The organism is Nocardiopsis gilva YIM 90087 (genome assembly GCF_002263495.1).
In the GTDB taxonomy this organism is placed as follows: domain Bacteria; phylum Actinomycetota; class Actinomycetes; order Streptosporangiales; family Streptosporangiaceae; genus Nocardiopsis_C; species Nocardiopsis_C gilva.
Map to the genome: position 1 here is coordinate 6,057,025 of NZ_CP022753.1, position 19,278 is coordinate 6,076,302.

The 19,278-nt window shown below is 67.4% G+C and carries 17 protein-coding genes; 5 read left to right on the forward strand and 12 right to left on the reverse strand.

Going from position 1 to position 19,278, the window contains the following annotated elements:
* Nucleotides 1-161 precede the first annotated feature (161 nt).
* On the forward strand, nt 162-1,181 hold the full coding sequence (locus tag CDO52_RS26510; RefSeq protein ID WP_051060955.1) for an Lrp/AsnC family transcriptional regulator: 1,020 nt from the start codon (nt 162-164) through the stop codon (nt 1,179-1,181).
* A gap of 74 nt (nt 1,182-1,255) precedes the next feature.
* Here the strand turns inward: CDO52_RS26510 and CDO52_RS26515 are convergent, their stop codons facing one another.
* Complete coding sequence (locus CDO52_RS26515) at nt 1,256-2,710, reverse strand: MFS transporter (RefSeq protein ID WP_017621913.1); 1,455 nt, start codon at nt 2,708-2,710, stop codon at nt 1,256-1,258.
* Between the two features lie 903 nt (nt 2,711-3,613).
* On the opposite strand from CDO52_RS26515, the gene CDO52_RS28390 reads away from it, so the two are divergent.
* Nucleotides 3,614-3,802, forward strand: a complete 189-nt coding sequence (locus CDO52_RS28390; RefSeq protein WP_198345797.1) for a hypothetical protein — start codon at nt 3,614-3,616, stop codon at nt 3,800-3,802.
* A 19-nt stretch (nt 3,803-3,821) separates the two neighbouring features.
* On the opposite strand, the gene CDO52_RS28995 is transcribed toward CDO52_RS28390, so the two are convergent.
* Nucleotides 3,822-5,021, reverse strand: a complete 1,200-nt coding sequence (locus CDO52_RS28995; protein ID WP_232524337.1) for a protein-L-isoaspartate O-methyltransferase family protein — start codon at nt 5,019-5,021, stop codon at nt 3,822-3,824.
* A gap of 702 nt (nt 5,022-5,723) precedes the next feature.
* On the opposite strand from CDO52_RS28995, the gene CDO52_RS26530 reads away from it, so the two are divergent.
* Together CDO52_RS26530 and CDO52_RS26535 are read left to right on the forward strand one after the other, a co-directional pair.
* Nucleotides 5,724-6,233 carry a hypothetical protein gene (locus CDO52_RS26530; protein ID WP_152471591.1) on the forward strand — a complete coding sequence of 170 codons (510 nt, stop codon included), beginning with the start codon at nt 5,724-5,726 and terminating at the stop codon, nt 6,231-6,233.
* Nucleotides 6,234-6,243: 10 nt separating this feature from the next.
* Nucleotides 6,244-8,103, forward strand: coding sequence for a M48 family metalloprotease (locus tag CDO52_RS26535; RefSeq protein ID WP_017618397.1), 1,860 nt, complete (start codon nt 6,244-6,246; stop codon nt 8,101-8,103).
* A gap of 81 nt (nt 8,104-8,184) precedes the next feature.
* Here CDO52_RS26535 and CDO52_RS26540 read toward each other — a convergent pair whose 3' ends face one another.
* Both CDO52_RS26540 and CDO52_RS26545 read right to left on the reverse strand, forming a co-directional pair.
* Nucleotides 8,185-8,517: a DUF397 domain-containing protein gene (locus tag CDO52_RS26540; RefSeq protein WP_083919827.1), complete on the reverse strand. Its 333-nt coding sequence runs from the start codon at nt 8,515-8,517 to the stop codon at nt 8,185-8,187.
* Between the two features lie 3 nt (nt 8,518-8,520).
* Nucleotides 8,521-9,375 carry a helix-turn-helix domain-containing protein gene (locus CDO52_RS26545; RefSeq protein ID WP_017618395.1) on the reverse strand — a complete coding sequence of 285 codons (855 nt, stop codon included), beginning with the start codon at nt 9,373-9,375 and terminating at the stop codon, nt 8,521-8,523.
* A 145-nt stretch (nt 9,376-9,520) separates the two neighbouring features.
* Here CDO52_RS26545 and CDO52_RS26550 point away from each other — a divergent pair, with 145 nt between their 5' ends.
* Nucleotides 9,521-9,985 (forward strand): ATP-binding protein, encoded by a 465-nt coding sequence (locus CDO52_RS26550; protein WP_017618394.1) that lies wholly within the window; start codon nt 9,521-9,523, stop codon nt 9,983-9,985.
* Between the two features lie 410 nt (nt 9,986-10,395).
* Here the strand turns inward: CDO52_RS26550 and CDO52_RS26555 are convergent, their stop codons facing one another.
* The 8 genes from CDO52_RS26555 to CDO52_RS26590 form a co-directional block, all read right to left on the reverse strand.
* The gene (locus CDO52_RS26555; RefSeq protein WP_017618393.1) at nt 10,396-11,061 is read right to left on the reverse strand and encodes a response regulator transcription factor; all 666 of its coding nucleotides are present in this window, start codon (nt 11,059-11,061) and stop codon (nt 10,396-10,398) included.
* Between the two features lie 210 nt (nt 11,062-11,271).
* Nucleotides 11,272-12,468, reverse strand: a complete 1,197-nt coding sequence (locus tag CDO52_RS26560) for a sensor histidine kinase (protein ID WP_017618392.1) — start codon at nt 12,466-12,468, stop codon at nt 11,272-11,274.
* Between the two features lie 86 nt (nt 12,469-12,554).
* On the reverse strand, nt 12,555-12,803 hold the full coding sequence (locus CDO52_RS26565) for a DUF5957 family protein (RefSeq protein ID WP_152471590.1): 249 nt from the start codon (nt 12,801-12,803) through the stop codon (nt 12,555-12,557).
* Nucleotides 12,804-12,950: 147 nt separating this feature from the next.
* Nucleotides 12,951-13,499, reverse strand: coding sequence for an HdeD family acid-resistance protein (locus CDO52_RS26570; protein WP_017618390.1), 549 nt, complete (start codon nt 13,497-13,499; stop codon nt 12,951-12,953).
* A gap of 233 nt (nt 13,500-13,732) precedes the next feature.
* Entirely contained in the window at nt 13,733-15,028 is a 1,296-nt protein-coding gene (locus CDO52_RS26575; protein WP_017618389.1) for a citrate synthase, read from the reverse strand.
* A gap of 442 nt (nt 15,029-15,470) precedes the next feature.
* Entirely contained in the window at nt 15,471-16,796 is a 1,326-nt protein-coding gene (locus CDO52_RS26580; RefSeq protein ID WP_017618388.1) for an MFS transporter, read from the reverse strand.
* Between the two features lie 400 nt (nt 16,797-17,196).
* On the reverse strand, nt 17,197-18,822 hold the full coding sequence (locus tag CDO52_RS26585) for a peptide chain release factor 3 (protein ID WP_017618387.1): 1,626 nt from the start codon (nt 18,820-18,822) through the stop codon (nt 17,197-17,199).
* Nucleotides 18,819-19,250, reverse strand: coding sequence for a MerR family transcriptional regulator (locus tag CDO52_RS26590; RefSeq protein WP_017618386.1), 432 nt, complete (start codon nt 19,248-19,250; stop codon nt 18,819-18,821). The genes CDO52_RS26585 and CDO52_RS26590 overlap by 4 nt, the downstream gene beginning before the upstream one ends.
* Nucleotides 19,251-19,278: the final 28 nt, after the last annotated feature.

Consider the following 19,278-nt stretch of genomic DNA (forward strand, 5'->3'; position numbering starts at 1 on the left):
AGCGCGCACCCGCCCGCTAAATGTACCAAGTATGCACAATCTTTCCTGCTCGAGCGGTGAACTGATGGAATTCTGCGGACCCCTGCGGCTGCGATGGTAGCGTGTCTTCCGCTATTTTCAACTTTATTCCACTGAGCAGGCCTCCAATGAAGGATGTGTGCATGCTCGACACCCTCGACCGTGCCCTAATTCACGCGCTGCACATAGACGGCCGCGCACCGTTTAGCCAGATCGCCGCCGCCCTCGACGTTTCTCCCCAGACCATCGCCCGCCGCTACCGACGGCTGCGTGACGAGGCATCGCTGCGCGTCGTCGGGCTCGCGGACCCCCACCGAGCCGGTCAGACCCAGTGGCTCGTCAGACTCACCGCCGCGGCGAGTTCCGCGCAGGACCTCGCGCACGCCCTGGCGCGTCGCCCGGACACGTCGTGGGTCAAACTCACCTCCGGCGGCACCGAAATCGTGGCGATCATCCACACCCCCACCGACGACGACGCCGGCAACTCCCTGCTGCTGCGCGACATCCCGCGCACGAACAACATCACCGCTGTGTCCGCCCACTGCCTGCTGCACATGTACCTCGGAGGCCCCACCAGCTGGCGCCGAAGAGCCGACACCCTCAACGAGGAGCAGCAGCGCATCCTGAGATCACACAAGGCAGCCGACACCGCGTATGTCCCGGCGCCCCGCCAACTGAGCGACACAGACGCGGATTTGCTGGTTGCACTGCAGAAGGACGGGCGCGCCAGCCATGCGGATCTCGCCCAGGCGACCGGCTGGTCCCCCGTCACCGTCGCGCGCCGCCTGGCCGACCTGCAGGCGGGCGGAGCCATCTTCTTCGATGTCGAGGTCGACACCGGGCATTTCGGCGCCAACACCAGGGCATTGCTGTGGATGTCGGTGAGCCCCGCGCATCTGGAACACGTGGCGACGACCCTGGCGGGCCACGACGAACTCGCCTTCGTCGCCGCGACCACCGGCCCCACCAACCTCGTGGCCCAGGCGCTGTGCAGTGACCCCGCCGACCTGCACCATTACCTCGCACGTCGGCTCGGCTCCCTCGACGCGATCCACGCCCTCGAGACCAGCCCGGTTCTGCAGAACGTCAAGGCGGCGAGCCCGATGATCACGCATCTCGCCCGTAGTCGACGGCCTGCTCCGCCCATGCGCGTACGACCGTGAACGCCCGCGTTCCCTTACATGCCAATGCGGCGTCCGCGAGGCCGCCGCATGGACCGCTCAGGTATGTGGCTCGATCAGTGCTGCGCCCCGGCCCTGTCCGAAGCGCCCTTCTCGATCATCAGCATGCTGCTGACGAAGCTCATCACCACGAGCGCGACGGCAACCCAGAAGGCGACCTGGACTGCATGCAGAGCGGCCGAAGGACCGCCGGACGCTGCGCTGTTGAGGTAGACGCTTCCCAGGATGGCGACCCCAAGCGTGGCTCCCAGCTGCTGGACGCCGTTCAGCAGCCCGGCGGCCGACCCGATCTCACGAGGCTGCAGCGGCTTCAGGGCGATGGTGAAGAATGCGGGGCTGAAGAGGCCGACTCCCAGGCCGACGACGCCCAGTGCGATCAGCAGCGGCTTGGGGTAGACCGTGGGGTCCGCCGCGTGGTACACGGCGATGGCGGCCAGAGCTCCCACCAGGAGCACGGCGAGGCCGAGGAACATCATGTGGTGCCCGAACCGCCGGACCAGGTGGGCGCCGGACACCCACGACGCGATGGCCAGGCCGACCGACCACGGAGCGAGCGTCAGCCCTGCGTTGAGCACATCGATGCCGAGCCCGAGCTGAAGCTGCAGCACGATGACCATCATCAGACCGTTCGTCACCGCGAAGAACAATGTCGACGTCACCAAGGCGGCCGGGAAGCTCCGATGCGCGAACAGGCTCGGCTCCACCAACGGGCTACGGCCGCCCCCGGCCACACCGCGCTGGTGCAGCCCGAACGCGACCATCACAGTCAGACCGGCCACGATGGCCCCCCAGCTCCACCCGGACATCGCGGCGATGTCGGCACCGATGAGGGGGTAGACGATGAGCCCGATACCGATCATGGCCAGAAGCGTGCCGGTCATGTCGAGCGTGGGCCGCTCCGGGGCGCGGTTCTCCAGCAGTTTTGGGGCGATGACCAGCACGACCACAGACAGAGGGACGTTGACCAGGAATGCCGCGCGCCACGACGAGCCGAACAGGTCGGCATGGGTCAGGACGCCGCCGAGCACCGGGCCGCAGACGGCGGCCAGGCCCATCACAGGGCCGATGCTGCCCAGGGCCTTGGACATCTCATCGCCGGAGAACATGGTCTTGATCAGGCCGATGGTCTGGGGGATGATCACGGCCGCCGCTGCTCCCTGCACCACGCGGAAGGCGATCAGCAGACCCACCGTGGGCGCCAGGGCGCAGGCGGAGGAGGCGATCATGAAGCCCGTGACGCCAATGACGAACAGCCGTCGCCGACCGGAGATGTCGCCCAGCCGACCGCCGGTGATCAGCAGCACCGCGAACGGGAGGGTGTAGGCCGTCGTGAACCACTGGATGTCGGACGCCGCCCCTCCCAGATCGGCGTGGATCGCGGGTGCGGCGACCTGCACGATGGTCGCGTCCAACAGGATCATGGCCTCACCGAGCAGCAGGGCGGTGAGCGCCAGCCACCGCCATCGGTACGCCGCTATGGGAGTCGGCGCGAGCACACGCTCAGCAGTCATCGGAGTTCCTCTCCACCGTTCTCGACACGCCGACTCGACCCCCTGGGATCAGGACATCGAGCTCGACCACGAGTCAGCGTGGAGGGACGGACAAGAGGACCTCCAGCCAGAGCGCCGAGATGGAAGATTTCTTCCGTCGAGGGGATCTGCGGTTGCGAATTCCCACACGACGATCCGATGCACGCACGCGGGCGTCGACGCCGCAGAGGTGGTGATCAGGTCGACGTGCGGTGTGAGCTTCCTTCAGTCAGCCGCCTGGGATGGAAGAAATGTTCCAGTACAGCGTCGCGGCTGGAGTCGGAGGGTGTGATCGCTCCACGCTGGGCTTCCTTGGTCACCCCGCGTGCACCAAGACGCCACATCCGTAGGTTCTTCCAGTTCAGGAGCGTGAATGGCAGCCCTGCCCGCTACCCAACGAGAAGTCCGCCTCGTTACCAAGCCCGATGGGCTACGCGGCTGGAGCACCTCCGTGTCGTCGAGACACCCCTGGCCCCGCCGGAGGAAGGCGAGGTGCCGGTCCGCAATCGGTTCTTCCATGTCTTCGCCACGCGGCGCATACCCATCGCGGGTGCAACGAAGGACACGCCGTTCCCCCGTGCTCAACGCCGGCGACACTCTGGTCGGGGCGGCGATCGGCGAAGTTGTCTGTGCCCTGGAGGGCAGCTCGCTGCAGCCAGGCGATCTTGGTGTCGCACTGGTTAGGCTGGCGCGAGTACGCCGTCGTGCCCACGGGCGAGTGCGCACGGCTGGACGACGAGGCGCTTCCCGAGCCAATCACCCATCTTCAGCAGGGCTGGACAGCCTCCGCGGCGCTGACGCGGGGGGTCGAACTCCGCCCTGGGGACACTGTGCTCGTCTCCGCGGGCGGTACTGGACTCCCTGCCGCTCATCCACAAGCGGATCGTGATGCGTGGCTTCAGCTCTGACGACGTCGACGACCGGGCGGAGTGGACCGAGAGGTTCGGCACGTGGCTTCGCGCGGGGGAGATGGTCTTTCCCCACGTGCGGATCAAGGGCATCGAACACACCCCTCAGGCTCTGCTGGAGGTGATCGAAGGGCGGCACATCGGTGCCGTCATCGTCGAGCTGTAGTTCCGTGCTCCGTTCGCACTCACCACTGGTGGGCCTGCGGAGGTTCCGCACCTCCGCCCGGCATTTCCGCCCTCGCCTCATACGCCGAGAAGAAGTTCCCGTGCCGCGAGCCACCCCACAAGTCCTCGACCTCCCCATCGATGTCCGGCGCGAGCCGGACGAACTGATCCAGGCCGCCATGGAGTGGCACTTCAACCCTGATACGGGGTCCCGGTTCTGGCTGGAGCGGGCCAAGACCCTGCCCTTCGATCCCCGTAACGACGTCCGCACCCACGAAGTCCTCAGTCTCTCCCCCAACGTAACGGCCGAACTGCGCGACGTCCGTGCCGAGGATCTGATCCCGCAAGGCTACGGCCAACACCCCGACGTCATCAAAGCGTTCGAAAGCGGCGGGACCACGGAGTGCCCAAGCGGGTCCTCCTGCTCCGGGACTGCCTGATGCGCGGGACATCGGGGCGCCCGCAGACAAGCCTCCGGCCAGAGGATGAGTTCGGGACGCCTGCGCGCAGCTCACCCGTTGGTGTTCAGGGCATCCTGCATGTATGAGGTTGGCGGGATCGTCAAGCCACACCCGCTGGCCGTCCGCAGTGATGGTGATACCGAACCGCGTGCACTCCGGCCGCCCGGAGGATTCCCACGGCTCCTGCGTCTTGGCTGCGTCGGCGGGAATGACTCGCTGACCATCCATCGGCATGAAGGGTGCGGGCGCGACACAACGCCCCTGTGCGGTGCCGTCCTCGCGAACGGTGAGTACGGCCAGTGGCGCGTCAGGGTGGAAGGTCGGCGCCCAGGGCGCCACGATCAACCCGCCAGGCCTGGTCTGGGCCACCCACGCATAGGGCATGGTGTGTACCGCCGCCGTGGCCATCACCCGATCATATGGAACACCGGGTGGATGACCTTGCGTGCCGTCGCCGGTCACTACCTCCACGTCGTATCTGGTCGCAGCAAGGACTCTGCGGGCAGCCTCGGCTAGATCGGAGGCGGATTCCACGGAGGTGACGGTCCCAGAGCCAGCCAGATGGGCGAGGACGGCGGCGTTGAATCCGGTGCCGGTGCCGATCTCCAGCACCCGCACACCAGCAGCCAGGTCCAGACAGTCGACCATGCGCGCCATGACGCTGGGCTTGCTGGAGGAGGACGTTGATACCAGGCCCCGACCTGTGGACGGATCGCGCAGGTGGACGGGCAGGCGTGGATCGTAGTCGACGGCGGTCACGATCGGCTCATCTGCATGGACGTGGGCAGACCAGGTCTCTGGGGCATCATCGCGGTTCAGGGGCACCAGCCACCCCGTATGGGCGTCGGGCACATAGATGGTGGCGGGTATGAACCGCTCCCGATCGACCGCTGCAACTGCGCGTTCCCCAGGGGGCATTGCTCGCCCGTCCCGCTACACCCCCAGCACTGAACCCAGCGCCGGTTGCCGTCGTCGCTTTCGTACCAGCCCTTGCTGCCGCCGCAGACGTTGCACTAAACCTTCTTGCCGCGTGTGCCCATCGGCGCCTCCAGCCCGCTTCGGGTGCTCTGCCGTGACAGTAACCCACCTGTCGCAGGGGGTCAGGGGAGCGACCAGATTCGGCCATGCCGAAGGATGATGGTGGGGTATGGGACGGGCGCAGCTCAGCCCCACACCTGCATGGTCAGCGATCGAGTCGGCCGGTCTTGATGGCCCGGAGGGCGGCGGAGCACTCGGCATCGGCGAAGGTCCGGTGGCCGAGTCTGGGGTAATTCGAATCGCGTCCGGCTGCGCCATCGTCCAGGCCCGCGACCGTACGACGCCCCGCACCACGCGACTCCCGATGCTCAGTGGAAAACCTGCCACACACTGTGGCCACATTCGGCATCTTTCTGGAATCGCCGACAGGCCAGCCGATAATCTCAGGCGACCGGAAGTACGCACCGAACCGAAAGGGTTGTGGTGGAGTACTCGCAGTTGCACATCGCGCTCGCCCGGACGGCCGTCGAACGTGCGGCCCCCGATGAGCTCCCCCTCTTCGATGTCACGTCCGACGCCTACTTCGCCCGCCGCAAGCAGTCCCGACGGCATCGGAATGCCGACCGCATGCTTGATTTCGGTGTGGACGAAGCGGTCACCCTCGTCAGTCACGCCGCGCTCGTCGCCGCTGGATACTCCGTGGACTACCTGGCACAAAGGTCGGGCGAGGCGGCGGGGCAGGTCGTGGAACGGACCACCGCAAGCTGGTGGAAGCGCCTGATGGTGTGGAAGCGCGAGCCCGAGGAGCCCACACAGCCCACGGCCCAGCCGGATGATGTGGAGCAGCCCATCTCGCTGACGCGGGATCAGCTTGCCGCTGTGCGGGAACTCGCCCACCAGCGTTCTGTCGACGCCGGTGTCAGTGATGAGACAGCGCGGCTGATCGCCGATTCCATCGTCGGGGAGCTCGCTCTTCTCCCCCACGAGCACTGAGCCGCCGATCATGGCCGCGGACAGGGGTACGGAGGCACGCCCGAACCCGTTCGCGTTCCCGGCCGACACGGCTATCCGCTTCCTCCTGCTGGCCTCAGCGGTCCTCAGCGCCGTTCCGCTGCTGACGTTCGGCTTCGGCAGAGCCGTCGCACCGGGAACGAGCGCCGAGCTCGACGAAGCTCAGGAGTGCCTTGCCGCGGTGATACGGAACGCGCCCGACTCGGGTGGCGTTTCGTCGCTCGACAAGAACTCGACGAAGACAGTCGACGCCATCAAGGCCTGCCCGGAGACCGACTACACGCCGATTGGCGTGTTCCTGCTGAGCATTATCGCGGTCCTGGTCGTTCTGGCCGTCGTGCGCTACATGCTGATGCCCCGAGCGCGGATCCGACGCCAGGGCCTCGTGCCGCTCCCAGCCGAGGGTATGCCGGAACTGCGCTCTGATCTCGATCAGCTGTGCGCGCGAGCCGGTGTCGACCGAGCGGAGATCACCTTCCTCCTCGCCCTGCTGGATCGCCGCGTGTCAGGGCTGGCGTTCGGGCGCTTCGGGCGGCGTTACGTCCTCCTGCGCCGAGGCCTGGTGGAGAGTTTCACGACCGACCCGCCCCTGTTCCGCGCGATCGTCCTGCACGAGCTCGCGCACATCCGCAACGGCGATATCGATGCCACCTACCTGACGGTCGCCCTCTGGCGGACGTTCGTGGTGTTCATGCTCGTCCCGGCCCTGATCCTCACACCGATACGGATCGTCGTCGCAGGATGGGAACGCGGACTCGGCATCAGCGTGCGCCTGCTCGTGCTGGTGCTGATCGTGCTGCTGGTCCGCAACGCGGTGCTGCGTTCGCGTGAGCGGCACGCCGACGCTCGCGTCGAGCAGTGGGGCGCCGGCCGTGATCTGCGTCGAGCATTGGCCGCTGTACCCCTGCAACGCTCGGGGGTGTGGTCCTGGTTCAGCACCCATCCGGTCCCCTCCGCGCGCAGAACGGCCCTGGACGAGTCCCGGATGGTGGGCGCGGTCCGTGTGGGGGACGGCCTGCTGCTGGGGATCGTGGCCGTCTACGCATACCAGACGTTCCCCGAGTTCATCGGGTGGATTATTCCCGGTGGCGGTTCAGGCCGCGCGGCTGCGAGCGCGGCGATGGTCGCCCTCGTCGCGGTCAGCGTCACACGCCCGGTGCTCGCGGACGCAGTGGCAGCCTGTGTAACCCGGACACGGATCTCCGTCAACGCGTTCGGGATCGGGTTGGGGCTGGGCATTGCGATCGGGCCGCAGGTGGCGGTGATCAGCGCGATACGGCCGGGCGGTACACCACACGCTGATCTAGCTAGCCCGGGCGCGCTGGAGTGGCTGGTGTGGTCGTCGATCGTTATTGCCACCACCTGGTTCTGCGTACGCTGGCTCGCTGAGACGGCGAGGGCGTGGATGCCCTACCTCAGCTCACGGTGGACGCCGGGTCGCGTGTTCTTCGCGGGAACCGTGCTGGCCTTCGGCCTGTTCCTTTGGCTGCCCTACCTGCTGGGCGTGCCTGGCTTTGTCGCGTTCGGATCGGTCCTGGTGATACCCGACGTCCCACGGCTGTTGATCCTTGTCGGAGTGATCGCGTTGAACATCGTGACGTCCCCGTGGGCAACGGTGACATGCCTAGCCGCGCTGTGGGTCGTGCCGTTGGCGGGGTCTCTCGCACGAGGCGGGGCCACGCGGCCGTGGGTCTGGCTGCAGCCCGCAGAGCAGGCGGGGTACCACCGTGCGCTAGGCGACGGAGAACGCCGCACGCGGACCGTGACGGCACGGCTGCTCCTGCTCCACGCCCCGCTCCTAGGCCTGACGTTGGCCGTGGCGGTCATTGCTGCGGGCACTCTGGTTGCCTGAGTGTCGCCGTAGCCGACTGGCAGTGAGGGAGCGCGGCGACGTGTGGGGCGGGGCGCAGCCCGAGCCCCACACTCTGGGCGGTCAGCGGTCGAGTTCGCCGGTCTTGATGGCTTGGAGGAAGGCGGACCACTCGGTGTCCGCGAAGGTGAGGTGACCGAGGCTGGGGTGCTTCGAATCGCGGACCAGCGCTCTGGCGTTCATGTTCGCGATCTCCACACACGCGTTTCCGGTGCCGCTGTGGCTGGACTTACGGAAGTCCAATCGGTGAGCAACCTCCACGCACCTGCCACCAGCGTTGCTATAGCTGGACCTGCGGAACTCCAGCGGCATATGTGCAACCTCAACGCAGTCTCCCTGTGATGCGCTGTAGCTCGACTTGAACCAGTCAGGCCGGATCACATCGGGGGAATGCATGTGTCAGTCCTCTCGGCTCCGGTGGACCTGCAGGACACTCTCCAACAGCTTGTGAGTAGGGTCGCCTTCATCGAGGGCCGCCACACGGAGCCTGTCAAAGATGGCGGTGTACTGGTCCAGATCTTCCTGATTGGTCAAGAACAGGCTAGAAGCCCGACTTTCGGTATAGACCGCTGCCAACCCGTGCTGAGCTACCCGAAGTATGACAAAAGCGGGGAGAGTCATCGCAACGTGGGCACCCGCCGAGAAAGGTAGCACCTGGACGGTGATGTCGGGCTGCTCGGACAGCTCAATGAGACGTTGCAACTGCTCCACCATGACGCCCACTGGACCAACCTGTTGCCGGATGGCGCCTTCTGTGATGACCATCCGAAGTTCTGGCCTCTCCGGAGAACGCATCAGCTCTTGGCGCTCCAAGCGCACTCGGACTTCGCGCTCTACCTCACTGGCAGGGTGCAGCGTCGCCTCGATCACAGCTCGCGCGTATGCCTCAGTCTGAACGATGCCGGGAATCAGCTGTGATTGATAGTTATCGATCGAGCTCGCCTGCGCTTCAATGTTCGCGTACGTCCGGTAGCTTCGCTCCAGCTCATAGGGCTGCCATCGGTCAGGCTGGCGTGCTTGACGTCGCAATTCCAGCAGCTCGTCGAACCGCTCCTCTGCCCCATAGAGCTGGCAGAGTCTTTCGAGCGCCGCAGGGCCAGGGACCGCTCCCCGGTCACCCGGGGTCTCCCAGCGAGCAAGACTGCCGCCCGTGGTTCTTGCGGCTTTGACGACCTCGTTGAACTTGCGATCGCCGCGCATCTGCCGGAGCTCCTGCGCAAGTTGCCACTGAGCGACTGTCGGATTGCGGTCCATCCCTGAATCCTGCCTGTTCTTCGCACTAAGGGACAACTCACCCAACTTTCAAATGTAACTTGCATTTAGAACTTTAGTCGGGTTCACTGTAGTCACGCTCCCACCGAGCGTGTCTGATCTCGACCCCTTATCGAGGTGAGTTCTCGTGTTCCTCCGACACGACCCTCAACCCGACGTCACGACCGTCTACCTCCCCGGCCTGTGTCTGGGGGAAGTCCGCTCCGCGCGTGACTGCGTCGCCTGCCTGCTACGCGACGAAGACCCAGACATCCGCGACACCGCAACCCTGCTCACCAGCGAACTCGCGGCGAATGCCCTGATCCACGGCGACGTCCGCAACGCCGCCTGCCCCAAGTCCGGCAGGCTCGCGCACATCCGCCCTTTCCACATCACCGTGGAGATCCTGACCCGAGAAATCTGCGTCCTGGTCTGCGGAAAGGGCTCCCGTAACGCCCGCGTGCGCCCCAAACCCCAGCACACATGGAACGAGACCGGTCACGGCCTGGCCTGGGTCGAAGCCATGTCCACAGCCTGGGGAACACACGGCGACCGCATCTCACGCACTGTCTGGTTCATCCTCGATCGCGCGTCGGCCCCCGTCGTCGGATGACGCCAGACAGCAGAAGACCGCGCCGGCCCTAGGACTAGTAGGGCCGGAGCGGCTGCCACGAAACCTACCCCACAGGCGCTCCCGTCCGCTGCCACATCACGTGGAGGGGAAGAGCGGCTCGGTGAGCGCCGCCCTGGTGGGTGTCCGCCCCGGCGGAAGGGGGCGGGGTGGACACCCACTTCTCTCGACATTCACAGACCTACGGCCAGAGGGAAAACCGCTCGTGATCACACGACAGCGACGATTGGTTTGTCCAGTCCGCACAGCCGCCCGGCTTCGGCCCTATGCCGCGTCACCACCACCCGCCAGCAGACCCCGCCGGACTCCGCTCTTCGGGCCGAGCCGCAACGCTCCGGCCGCCTACCCCAGGGAGGGCAGGGTGCTTGCCGCGATAGCCACGAAGCGGCTGGTCAGCTCAGCCATCCCGGCTTGACCAGGCCCGCCTCGTAGGCGATGACGACGAGCTGGGCCCGGTCCCGGGCGTTCAGCTTCGTGAGGACGCGGCTGACGTGGGTCTTCGCCGTCGCGTGGCTGACCACGAGTCGGTCGGCCAGCTCCTCGTTGGACAGCCCACCCGCCACGGCAACCAGCACCTCCCGTTCCCGCTCGGTGAGGCTGTTCAGCTGCGGAGCAGGCGGCGGCTCCTTGATCCGTTCGGCGAACTCGCCGATCAGGCGCCGTGTGACCGACGGAGCGAGCAGGGCGTCGCCGCGCGCGACGACACGGACTCCATGGATCAGCTCCATCGGTTCGGTGTCCTTCACCAGGAATCCGCTGGCGCCCGCCTTCAGCGCGCCGTACACGTACTCGTCCAGGTCGAACGTGGTCAGGATGACCACCTTGACGTCGCGCAACCGCTCATCGGCGACGATCCGCCGGGCCGCCTCCAACCCGTCGACAACCGGCATCCGGATGTCCATCAGCACCAAGTCGGGGCGGTGCTCGCGGGTCATGTCGAGCGCTTCGGCGCCGTTACCGGCCTCGGCCACCACCTCGATGTCGGGTTCGCCGTCGAGGATCGACCGGAACCCGGCGCGGACGAGCCTCTGGTCGTCGGCGAGTACGACCCGGATCACGTGCTGCCCAGGTGGGTCATCGTGCGGCTCCTCGGCTGTGGCTGCTCTCCCGGTTTCCCCGGCTTCTTTGACCAGTCTTCCTCGTTATCGGGCGAGGTGGGAGCGTTTGGAGTCAAGTGCCGGGAAGATACCGGGAGGCACGTCAGCCGTGAGTAGGGGGAGCACCACTATCTCCGAGATCAACGGAGGATGCGGGGGCGGTATCGGGTCTTAGGGCTCGGCGGTGGCAGTCCCCAGCGGCAGCACGGCCCGGACGCGGAAGCCGCCCTCCGGTCGCGGCCCGGCACTGAGTTCGCCGCCGACGGCCGACGCCCGCTCGCGCATGCCGCGGAGGCCGTTGCCCTCGTGAATGGACGATGCCGAGGCTCCGGTTCCGTCGTCGTCGATCTGGACGGTCAGCTCGTCCGCGCCGTGGCGTACCAGCACCGACGCCGAGGTCGAGCCTTCCGCGTGGCGGCGGATGTTGGTCAGGGCCTCCTGCAGGATCCTGAACGCCGCGACGTCGATGGGCGACGGCAGTTCGGATTCCAAGCCCTCGGTGGTGACCTCGACGGCGATTCCCGACTCCCGTGTCCGGTCGGCCAGTTCACCGAGCTGGGACAGGGACGGGCCGGGGCTCACCGGCGCCGCCTCGTCTTCGTCGACCTGCCGGAGCACCCCCAGCGTGGACCGCAGTTCGCGCAGCGTCTCCTTGCTCGCCTGCTTGATCGCCTCCAGTGCGGCATAGGCCTGCTCCGGTTCGCGCCGGTGCGCGGCGGCCCCCGCCTGGACGTTGATCAGGGAGATGCTGTGCGCGACGACGTCGTGCACCTCGCGCGCGATGCGCAGCCGCTCCTCGGTCGCGCGGCGTCGGGCCTCCTCCGCCCGGCTCCGCTCGGCCTCGACCGCCTTCTGCGCGGCCTCCCGCAGGTAGGCGCGCCGACTGCGGACCACCTCACCCGCCGCGAGGAGCACGATCAGCCAGGACAGCACCATCAGCGACCTGCTGAGCTGGAAGGCGATGATCTCCCCAGCGGAAAAGACCGCCAGTGCCAGCAGCGTCGCGGTGATGGCCGACAGCCGATGGCGTTCCGCGGCCAGACGGAGGACACCGATGATGAACGCGAGCCACCCCGTCCAGGAGTCGACCGTTCCGAGCATGTAGTACAGCGGCGTGGCGGCCCCGACCACGACCGCCGTGAGCAGTGGGAACCGGCTCAGTGCGGCGAGTGAGACCGATGCCGCGGCGATCAGCAGCAGCGTCACCGCGCGCAGCGGCTCACCCGTGGCCTCGGAGGCGAACAGCTCTCCGGTCAGCATCACGACGGCCGCACCGACAGCCGACCCGATGTCGAGCTTTGTGCTGGTGATCCAGCCGCCGATCCGTCCGCTCGCTCCCGTCCGCGGCCGATCGTTCGGTAGCTCCATGACGAACGTTCCCCACAGGCCGGACGGTCCAGGATGGTTCCGACGATACCGAGACGCAAGCACAGTGCGGCGCGCCGACGCCCCGCTCACCGCCCGGGGGTCTCACCGGACACGCGATGCGCGTCCGCCTTGCGGGTCCTCATCACCAGCAGGGGTGCCCCGATGAACCCGACGAAGGCCAGCACCCCCGGGAGGAACCTCAGGACGCGCAGCTCCTCGATCCCGCCGAACATCATCAGGGCGCTGATCGCGATGGCCTCCGACACCACGATTCCCAGAACGAACCCGCCGACCAGGCCGAGCAGGGCGGCGCCCAGCACTCGTAGAACGTGCATCTTCCTTTTCCTCTCCTCGCACCGATGGATGCGATTCTCAGAGTGAGGAAGAGGCTGCTGACGGCGCGTCGGCCCCCAGAAGGCAGTCGCTCTACATCCCGGGATGTATGTAGCCGGGCCGCCGCGCGCTTGGCCCGGCCGTCCGCGTCAGGTGATGGCGCCGCGCTCCTTGCCCTCCGCGCGGACGCGCAGGCTCAGCGCGATGAGCGCCGCACCGAAGACGATCGCGTACACGCCGATGATGAACGCGATCACGACGGCGCCCAGGTACGGCAGGATCGCGACCAAGACGCCGAAGACCACGGACAGCACACCGGCCAGAATGAACAGCCACTCCCCGGTCATCTCCTTGCGGAGCTTGACCGCCGCGACGATCTCGAAGATGCCGGTGATGATCGCCCACGCGGCGAACAGCAGCGCCATCACGATGATCGTGATCTCCGGCCAGGCCAGCACGATCAGTCCGAAGCCGATGCCCGCGATCGCCGCCACCACGAACGGAGCCCGGTTCCCCGCCTCCGCCCGGAACCCCGCGATCCCGGCGAAGATGCCGTCCACCAGCACGTAGGCGCCGAAGAAGATCGCGAGGAGCAGCAGCGTCAACCCCGGCCAGAAGATGGCGAACAGGCCGAACAGCACCGCGATCGCACCGCGCACAGTGAGCACCCACCAGTGGCGTGCCAGGTAGTCGAGCATGTCTCCCCCGTCTCCGCGCCCCGTTCGTCCAGTGGTCGGCCGCTGGACCGCACGGTGGTCCCTATGCCCCGACAACGCCCGCGTGATCACCAATCGAGAGGAAAAAGTCACCCAAAGTGACAGCTCGAGCGCGAAGAATGCGGTGACGGGATAGCGCCGAAAGGCGCCCCGTCACCGCGGGAACCGGAGTACCGGAATACCGGGTCCTGCTCTCCCGAGCTCGCCCGATGCCGTCAGGCGCGCCCGGGGTAGGAGCGCTCCCCCGGGCCGATGTAGAGCTGACGCGGACGGGAGATGCGGGTCGCCGGGTCGGCGAGCTGCTCGCGCCAGTGCGCGATCCAGCCGGGCAGGCGGCCGATGGCGAACAGCACGGTGAACATGGACGTGGGGAAGCCCATCGCCCGGTAGATGACGCCGGTGAAGAAGTCGACGTTCGGGTAGAGCTTGCGCTCGGTGAAGTAGGAGTCGGCCAGCGCCTTGTCCTCAAGCTTCAGCGCCAGCTCGAACAGCTCGTCGGGCCGCTCCTGGCGGTCCAGGATCTGCCGGGCCAGGCCCTTGATCTCGCGGCTGCGCGGGTCGAAGTTCTTGTAGACGCGGTGGCCGAAGCCCATCAGGCGGGTCTTGCTCTCGCGGTCCTTGACCTGCGCCAGGAAGGCGTCGAGGTCGCCGCCCATCTCGCGGATCTGCTCCAGCATCTCCAGCACCGCCTGGTTGGCGCCGCCGTGCAGCGGGCCGAAGAGGGCGTTGATGCCGGCGGAGACGCTGCCGTAGAGGTCGGCCTGGGAGGAGCCGACGACGCGCACCGTGGCCGTCGAGCAGTTCTGCTCGTGGTCGGCGTGCAGGATGAGCAGCAGGTCCATCGCCTTGGCGAAGAGCTCCCCGACCTCCCCTTCGGGCTTGGCCGACCCGAAGGTCATGTTCAGGAAGTTCTCGACGTAGTCGAGGGAGGGGTCCGGGGCGATCGGCGCCTCGCCGATGGAGTTCCGGTAGATGCGCGCGGCGATGGTCGGCAGCTTGGCGAGCAGACGCGTCGTGGCGAGGTCGACCTGCGCGGGGTCCTGCGGGTTGACGCTGTCGGCGTAGAACGCGGAGAGGGTGTTGACGGCGCTGGCGAGCAGCGTCATCGGGTGGGCGTTCCGCGGGAAAGCGTCGAGCATGTCCGCCATGCCCTCAGGCAGCTCGGCGTTGGAGCGCAGCTCGTCGGCGAATTCCTTGAGCTCGGCGGCCTCCGGAAGTCGGCCCTTGATGAGCAGGTAACAGACCTCGAGGAAAGAACTGCCCTGAGCCAGGTCCTGGATCGGGTAGCCGCGGTAGCGGAGGATCCCGGCGGCGCCGTCGATATAGGTGATCTCCGACTTGCACGATGCGGTGTTGCCGAACCCGGGGTCGAGGGTGACCATCCCGGCCGTCCCCAGCAGGGTCTTCACTTCAAAGGCCTGATCGCCTTCGGTACCGGTCAGCAGCGGCAGTGTCTGCGCTCCGCCGTCGTACCGCAGCTCTACCGTGCGCTCTTTGCCGTCATCGCTCATGGCCGAGCCAACCTTTCCAGACTTGCGGGGGTAGCGGGTGTGCGGGGGGATAAGCCCCTCGTATTCGGTGTCGACAATGTTCGGTTTTAATAAACGCCGCGTTAAACGAAATCATACAATTGTCACGAACCGGCTAACTAGTGACGCATGACACAGCGCCAACAGGCCGAGAATTGCCGATTCAAGAAATATTTGCCGTATTTATCACACCCATCAGGGCGCATGGTGACCGCGTGCGCACAGAGGCGGACGGGAAGGGTTCACAGATTTGATCACCGGTGAACCGCCCCAACCCCTCCTAGGGGCCGTCCGTGGTGCATCTCACCGGGCAATCCGGGCCCTGGGTCCGTCCGCCTGACGACTCGGTACGGTCCGTCCCCTACTGGTCCAAGGGCTGTGACCAGCCCTCTCACCACTATGGTGGCGGCCGCGCGTCCTCACGTTACTCCTCGGTTGGTACCCGGGCGAACGGGGCCACCAACGCAACGCCAGCGGGAAGTATTGCCAGGACCAGAACCACTGGCGCGTAGGAGCCGACGAGGTCGTGCCCGAGCGACAGCAGCAGGGGCGCGATCGCCGTCGAGGAGACCGCCACCGACTGCGTCAGGCCGCGCAGCGACCCGATGACCTCGGTACCGAAGTAGAACGGCATCGCCGCCGCCTCGACCGACCTGGCGCCCGCTCCGGCCGCCCCCAGCGCCATGCCGTAGACCAGCGCGCTCACGCCCGGCGACACGAAGGGCAGCATGGCCATCGCGCCCACGTGCATCATCATCGCGATAAAGATCAGCAGCTTCGGCGAGAACCGGTCGGCGGCCGAGCTGAACGCGAGCGCGGCCAGCAGCCCGGCGACCGTCTGCGGCAGGAAGTTCGCGGCGGCCTGCGCCGAGCTCAGCCCCTGCTCGCCCAGCACCGCGATCTGGTGGAAGAACAGCGCGGTTCCGGTCAGACCGGCCACCGCGACAGCGCTGGTGACCAGCCAGAACATCGATGTGCGGACGACGGCGCGCAGCGGCCAGGCCGGTTCGGCGGCGGTCTCCGACGCGGACTCCGTCGACGCCTCGTCGGCCTGCGCCCGCGTCACCCCGCGCATCCCCCACCAGGCGATGGGCAGGATGACCGCCCACACCAGCGCGGCCTCCCACATCAGGACGGAGCGCCAGCCGAGCCGGACGATGGCCATCTCCGCCAGGAGCGGGAAGAGCGAGATCCCGGCCGCGCCCACGGCGCTGGTGATGCCGAGCGCGGTGCCGCGCTTGCGGGTGACCGCGGTGGCCACGGCCGTGGTCGCGACGAGCGTCATTCCGCCCCGACCCATCGCGCGCACGCCCACGAACGCGACCGTCAGCCCGACGATCTCATGGACGACGGCGAGGAGGGTGAGGAAGGCACCGAACGTCAGCGCGATAGCGGTAAGCATCCGGCGGACGCCGAAGTGGTCGACCGCACGCCCGATCCACGGCAGTACGACCGCACCGCCCAGGGTGCCGACAAGGTAGGCGGCCGACACGATGGATCGGCTGATGCCCAGGTCACCGATGATGTGGTCGACGAAGACCGACAGCCCCGCCGTCTGGCCGGGGCCGCTGAGCGCCATGACGGCACCGGACAGGGCGACGACGGCGATGGTGCCCTTGGCGAGAGGGCCGGAGGAAGTGGAGAGGGCGGAGGTGGACGGAGAGGAGGCGGCAGAAGGATCGGGAGAAGCGGATTCGGAGTTGGACTCGTCCCCGGTCCCGGATTCGGCATGCGACGACAGCAGAAACACCCCCTTCGCCTAGGTCCGGCACTGTGGGCCAATCGAATCGCCAGCCCACAGTCGGCCATGGGGCGGTAGGACGTTTCCTGCTACTCAGGCCAGAATCAGTCGGATCGAGCGCCGAAACATGTCCGGGTCGGCCAGAATCGACACGACCCCGCACAGTCGGTCCCCCCGCGATCACCGAACGTCGGCACACCCCCGACTCCATGAACGCACAGCAGCCGCTCCGACGTGGCGTTTCCCACAATCTCCCGTGTTCTGGATCGCAACCCGCACCGCATCCGCCCCTCCATAACCGAGACGCCGCAGGCGCTCATCCCGTTGATCTCGGGGATAGTGGGGTAAAAATCGCCACTGAAACCCCAATATCTCCGAGATCAACAGAAGGGAGGGAGGGGAGCGTCGCTTAGGAGCTCTCCTCGACCCCTCCGGCGAGCAGCGCCTCCATGGTGAGGTCCGGGTAGTCTCGCTCGATCACACGGAGCCGCCACTTGTTGTGCACCAGCATCAGCAGCTCGCCGTCCGAGCGCCGCTTGAGCACCTCGGCGCCCGACAGGCCGTGCAGCGTCGGCGCGGACTCGGCGTCGGTGCGGCGCGCGATGTTGTAGTCCAGGAACGACAGTTCCACGGGCGCCCGGAACTCCTCCTCCATGCGGTGCTTGACCACGTCGAACTGGAGCGGACCGACGGCCGCGAGCACCGGCGCCTGCTCGCCGCGCACGTCCGACGTCAGCACCTGCACCACGCCCTCGCTGTCGAGCTGGGCGATCCCGCGCTGGAACTGCTTGTAGCGGCCCGAGTCGACGGCACGGGCGACCGCGAAGTGCTCCGGGGCGAAGCTCGGGATCGGCGGGAACTCCACCTTCGGGCCGTCGTAGAGCGTGTCGCCCACGCTCAGCGCCTGGGCGTTGATCAGCGCGATGACGTCGCCAGGGAAGGCGGTGTCGATGGTGTTGCGCTCGCTGCCGAACACCGCCTGGGTGTACTTGGTGGCGAACGGGCGGCCGGTGGCGGCGTGGGTCAGAACCATGCCGCGATCGAAGCGGCCGGAGGCCACCCGGACGAACGCCATCCGGTCGCGGTGCGCCTTGTCCATGTTGGCCTGCATCTTGAACACCTGCCCGGAGAACGGCGCGGTGACCGCCCGGGTCTCGCCGTTGGCGCCGACCGGGTCGTCCGGGGCGGGTGCCAGCCCGACCAGGGTGTTGAGCAGGCCCGACACACCGAAGTTGGGCAGCGCGGCGCCGAACAGCACCGGCGAGGACTCACCGGCCAGGAACGACTCCTCGTCGTAGGCCGCGCCGATCTCCTCCAGCAGTTCGAGCTCCTCGACCGCCTGGGTCCAGGCGTCCTCCTCGACCTCGGCGGCCTGCTCCGCGCTCAGCTCCTCCTCGACCGCGCGGGTCGCGCCGCCCGGGGTCCGGTGCATCTTGGTGTAGGCGCCGCTGTCGCGGTCGATGAGCCCGCGGAAGTCCCCGGCGATACCCACCGGCCAGTTCATCGGGGTGGGGCGCAGCCCGATGCGCTGCTCGATCTCGTCGAGCAGCTCCAGCGGCTCGCGGCCGGGCCGGTCCCACTTGTTCACGAAGGTGATGACGGGCACCTTGCGCGCCCGGCACACGTCGAACAGCTTCAGTGTCTGCGGCTCCAGGCCCTTGGCCGAGTCCAGCAGCATGACCGCGCAGTCGACCGCCGAGAGCACCCGGTAGGTGTCCTCGGAGAAGTCGGCGTGCCCGGGGGTGTCGAGCAGGTTCAGCACGCAGTCGCCGTAGTCGATGCGCAGCGCGGCCGAGGTGATGGAGATCCCGCGGGCCTGCTCCATCTCCATCCAGTCAGAGGTCACGCCGCGCCGGTCGCCCTTGCCGTGGACCGCACCCGCCGACGAGATCGCCGCCGCGTGCAGCGCCAACGCCTCGGTGAGCGTGGACTTACCGGCGTCCGGGTGGGAGATCACCGCGAAGGTCCGGCGCCGCCCGGCCTCGGCCGCGATCTGGCCGCTGTGCTGGGTCACATTGTCCGCTGTCACGCTCACCGGCGTTCCGTCTCCTCGCTCGCAGCTTGGGCTTGGTACTTGTGGCGCTGGTCGCGCAGTCGGCCGCCGAACTCCTCCGCGATCGTCAACCGCTCGCGGAGCGCGGCGCGCCGCTCCTCCACCACGGACTCGAACGCCGCGAGGCGGTCGAGGAGGCCCGCCTGCTCGATCGCCGATTCGGTGCCCTCTGCGCCCTCGGCACCCGCAGCGAGCCGGTCCAGGAGGGAGAGCAGCTCGCCCATGTCGTCAACGCTGAATTCCAGCAACTTCATCCGCTTGATGAGCAGCAACCGCTCGACGTCGGACTCGGTGTACAACCGGAACCCGCCGCGCGAGCGCGCCGATGGGACGACCAGGCCCACCTCGCCGTAGTAACGGATGGTCCGGAGAGACAGGCTCGTCCGCTCGGCCACCTCACCGATCTGCATGTGAGCAGCCGCTCGCGACATCGCCGCC

Bases quoted from the DNA above. Each gene is read 5' to 3' on its own strand.
- CDO52_RS26590 (WP_017618386.1), bottom strand. From the start codon at position 19,250: ATGCAGATCGGTGAGGTGGCCGAGCGGACGAGCCTGTCTCTCCGGACC.
- CDO52_RS26510 (WP_051060955.1), top strand. From the start codon at position 162: ATGCTCGACACCCTCGACCGTGCCCTAATTCACGCGCTGCACATAGAC.
- CDO52_RS26560 (WP_017618392.1), bottom strand. From the start codon at position 12,468: ATGGAGCTACCGAACGATCGGCCGCGGACGGGAGCGAGCGGACGGATC.
- CDO52_RS26545 (WP_017618395.1), bottom strand. From the start codon at position 9,375: ATGGACCGCAATCCGACAGTCGCTCAGTGGCAACTTGCGCAGGAGCTC.
- CDO52_RS26540 (WP_083919827.1), bottom strand. From the start codon at position 8,517: ATGCATTCCCCCGATGTGATCCGGCCTGACTGGTTCAAGTCGAGCTAC.
- CDO52_RS26565 (WP_152471590.1), bottom strand. From the start codon at position 12,803: ATGCACGTTCTACGAGTGCTGGGCGCCGCCCTGCTCGGCCTGGTCGGC.
- CDO52_RS26575 (WP_017618389.1), bottom strand. From the start codon at position 15,028: ATGAGCGATGACGGCAAAGAGCGCACGGTAGAGCTGCGGTACGACGGC.
- CDO52_RS26535 (WP_017618397.1), top strand. From the start codon at position 6,244: ATGGCCGCGGACAGGGGTACGGAGGCACGCCCGAACCCGTTCGCGTTC.
- CDO52_RS26570 (WP_017618390.1), bottom strand. From the start codon at position 13,499: ATGCTCGACTACCTGGCACGCCACTGGTGGGTGCTCACTGTGCGCGGT.
- CDO52_RS26515 (WP_017621913.1), bottom strand. From the start codon at position 2,710: ATGACTGCTGAGCGTGTGCTCGCGCCGACTCCCATAGCGGCGTACCGA.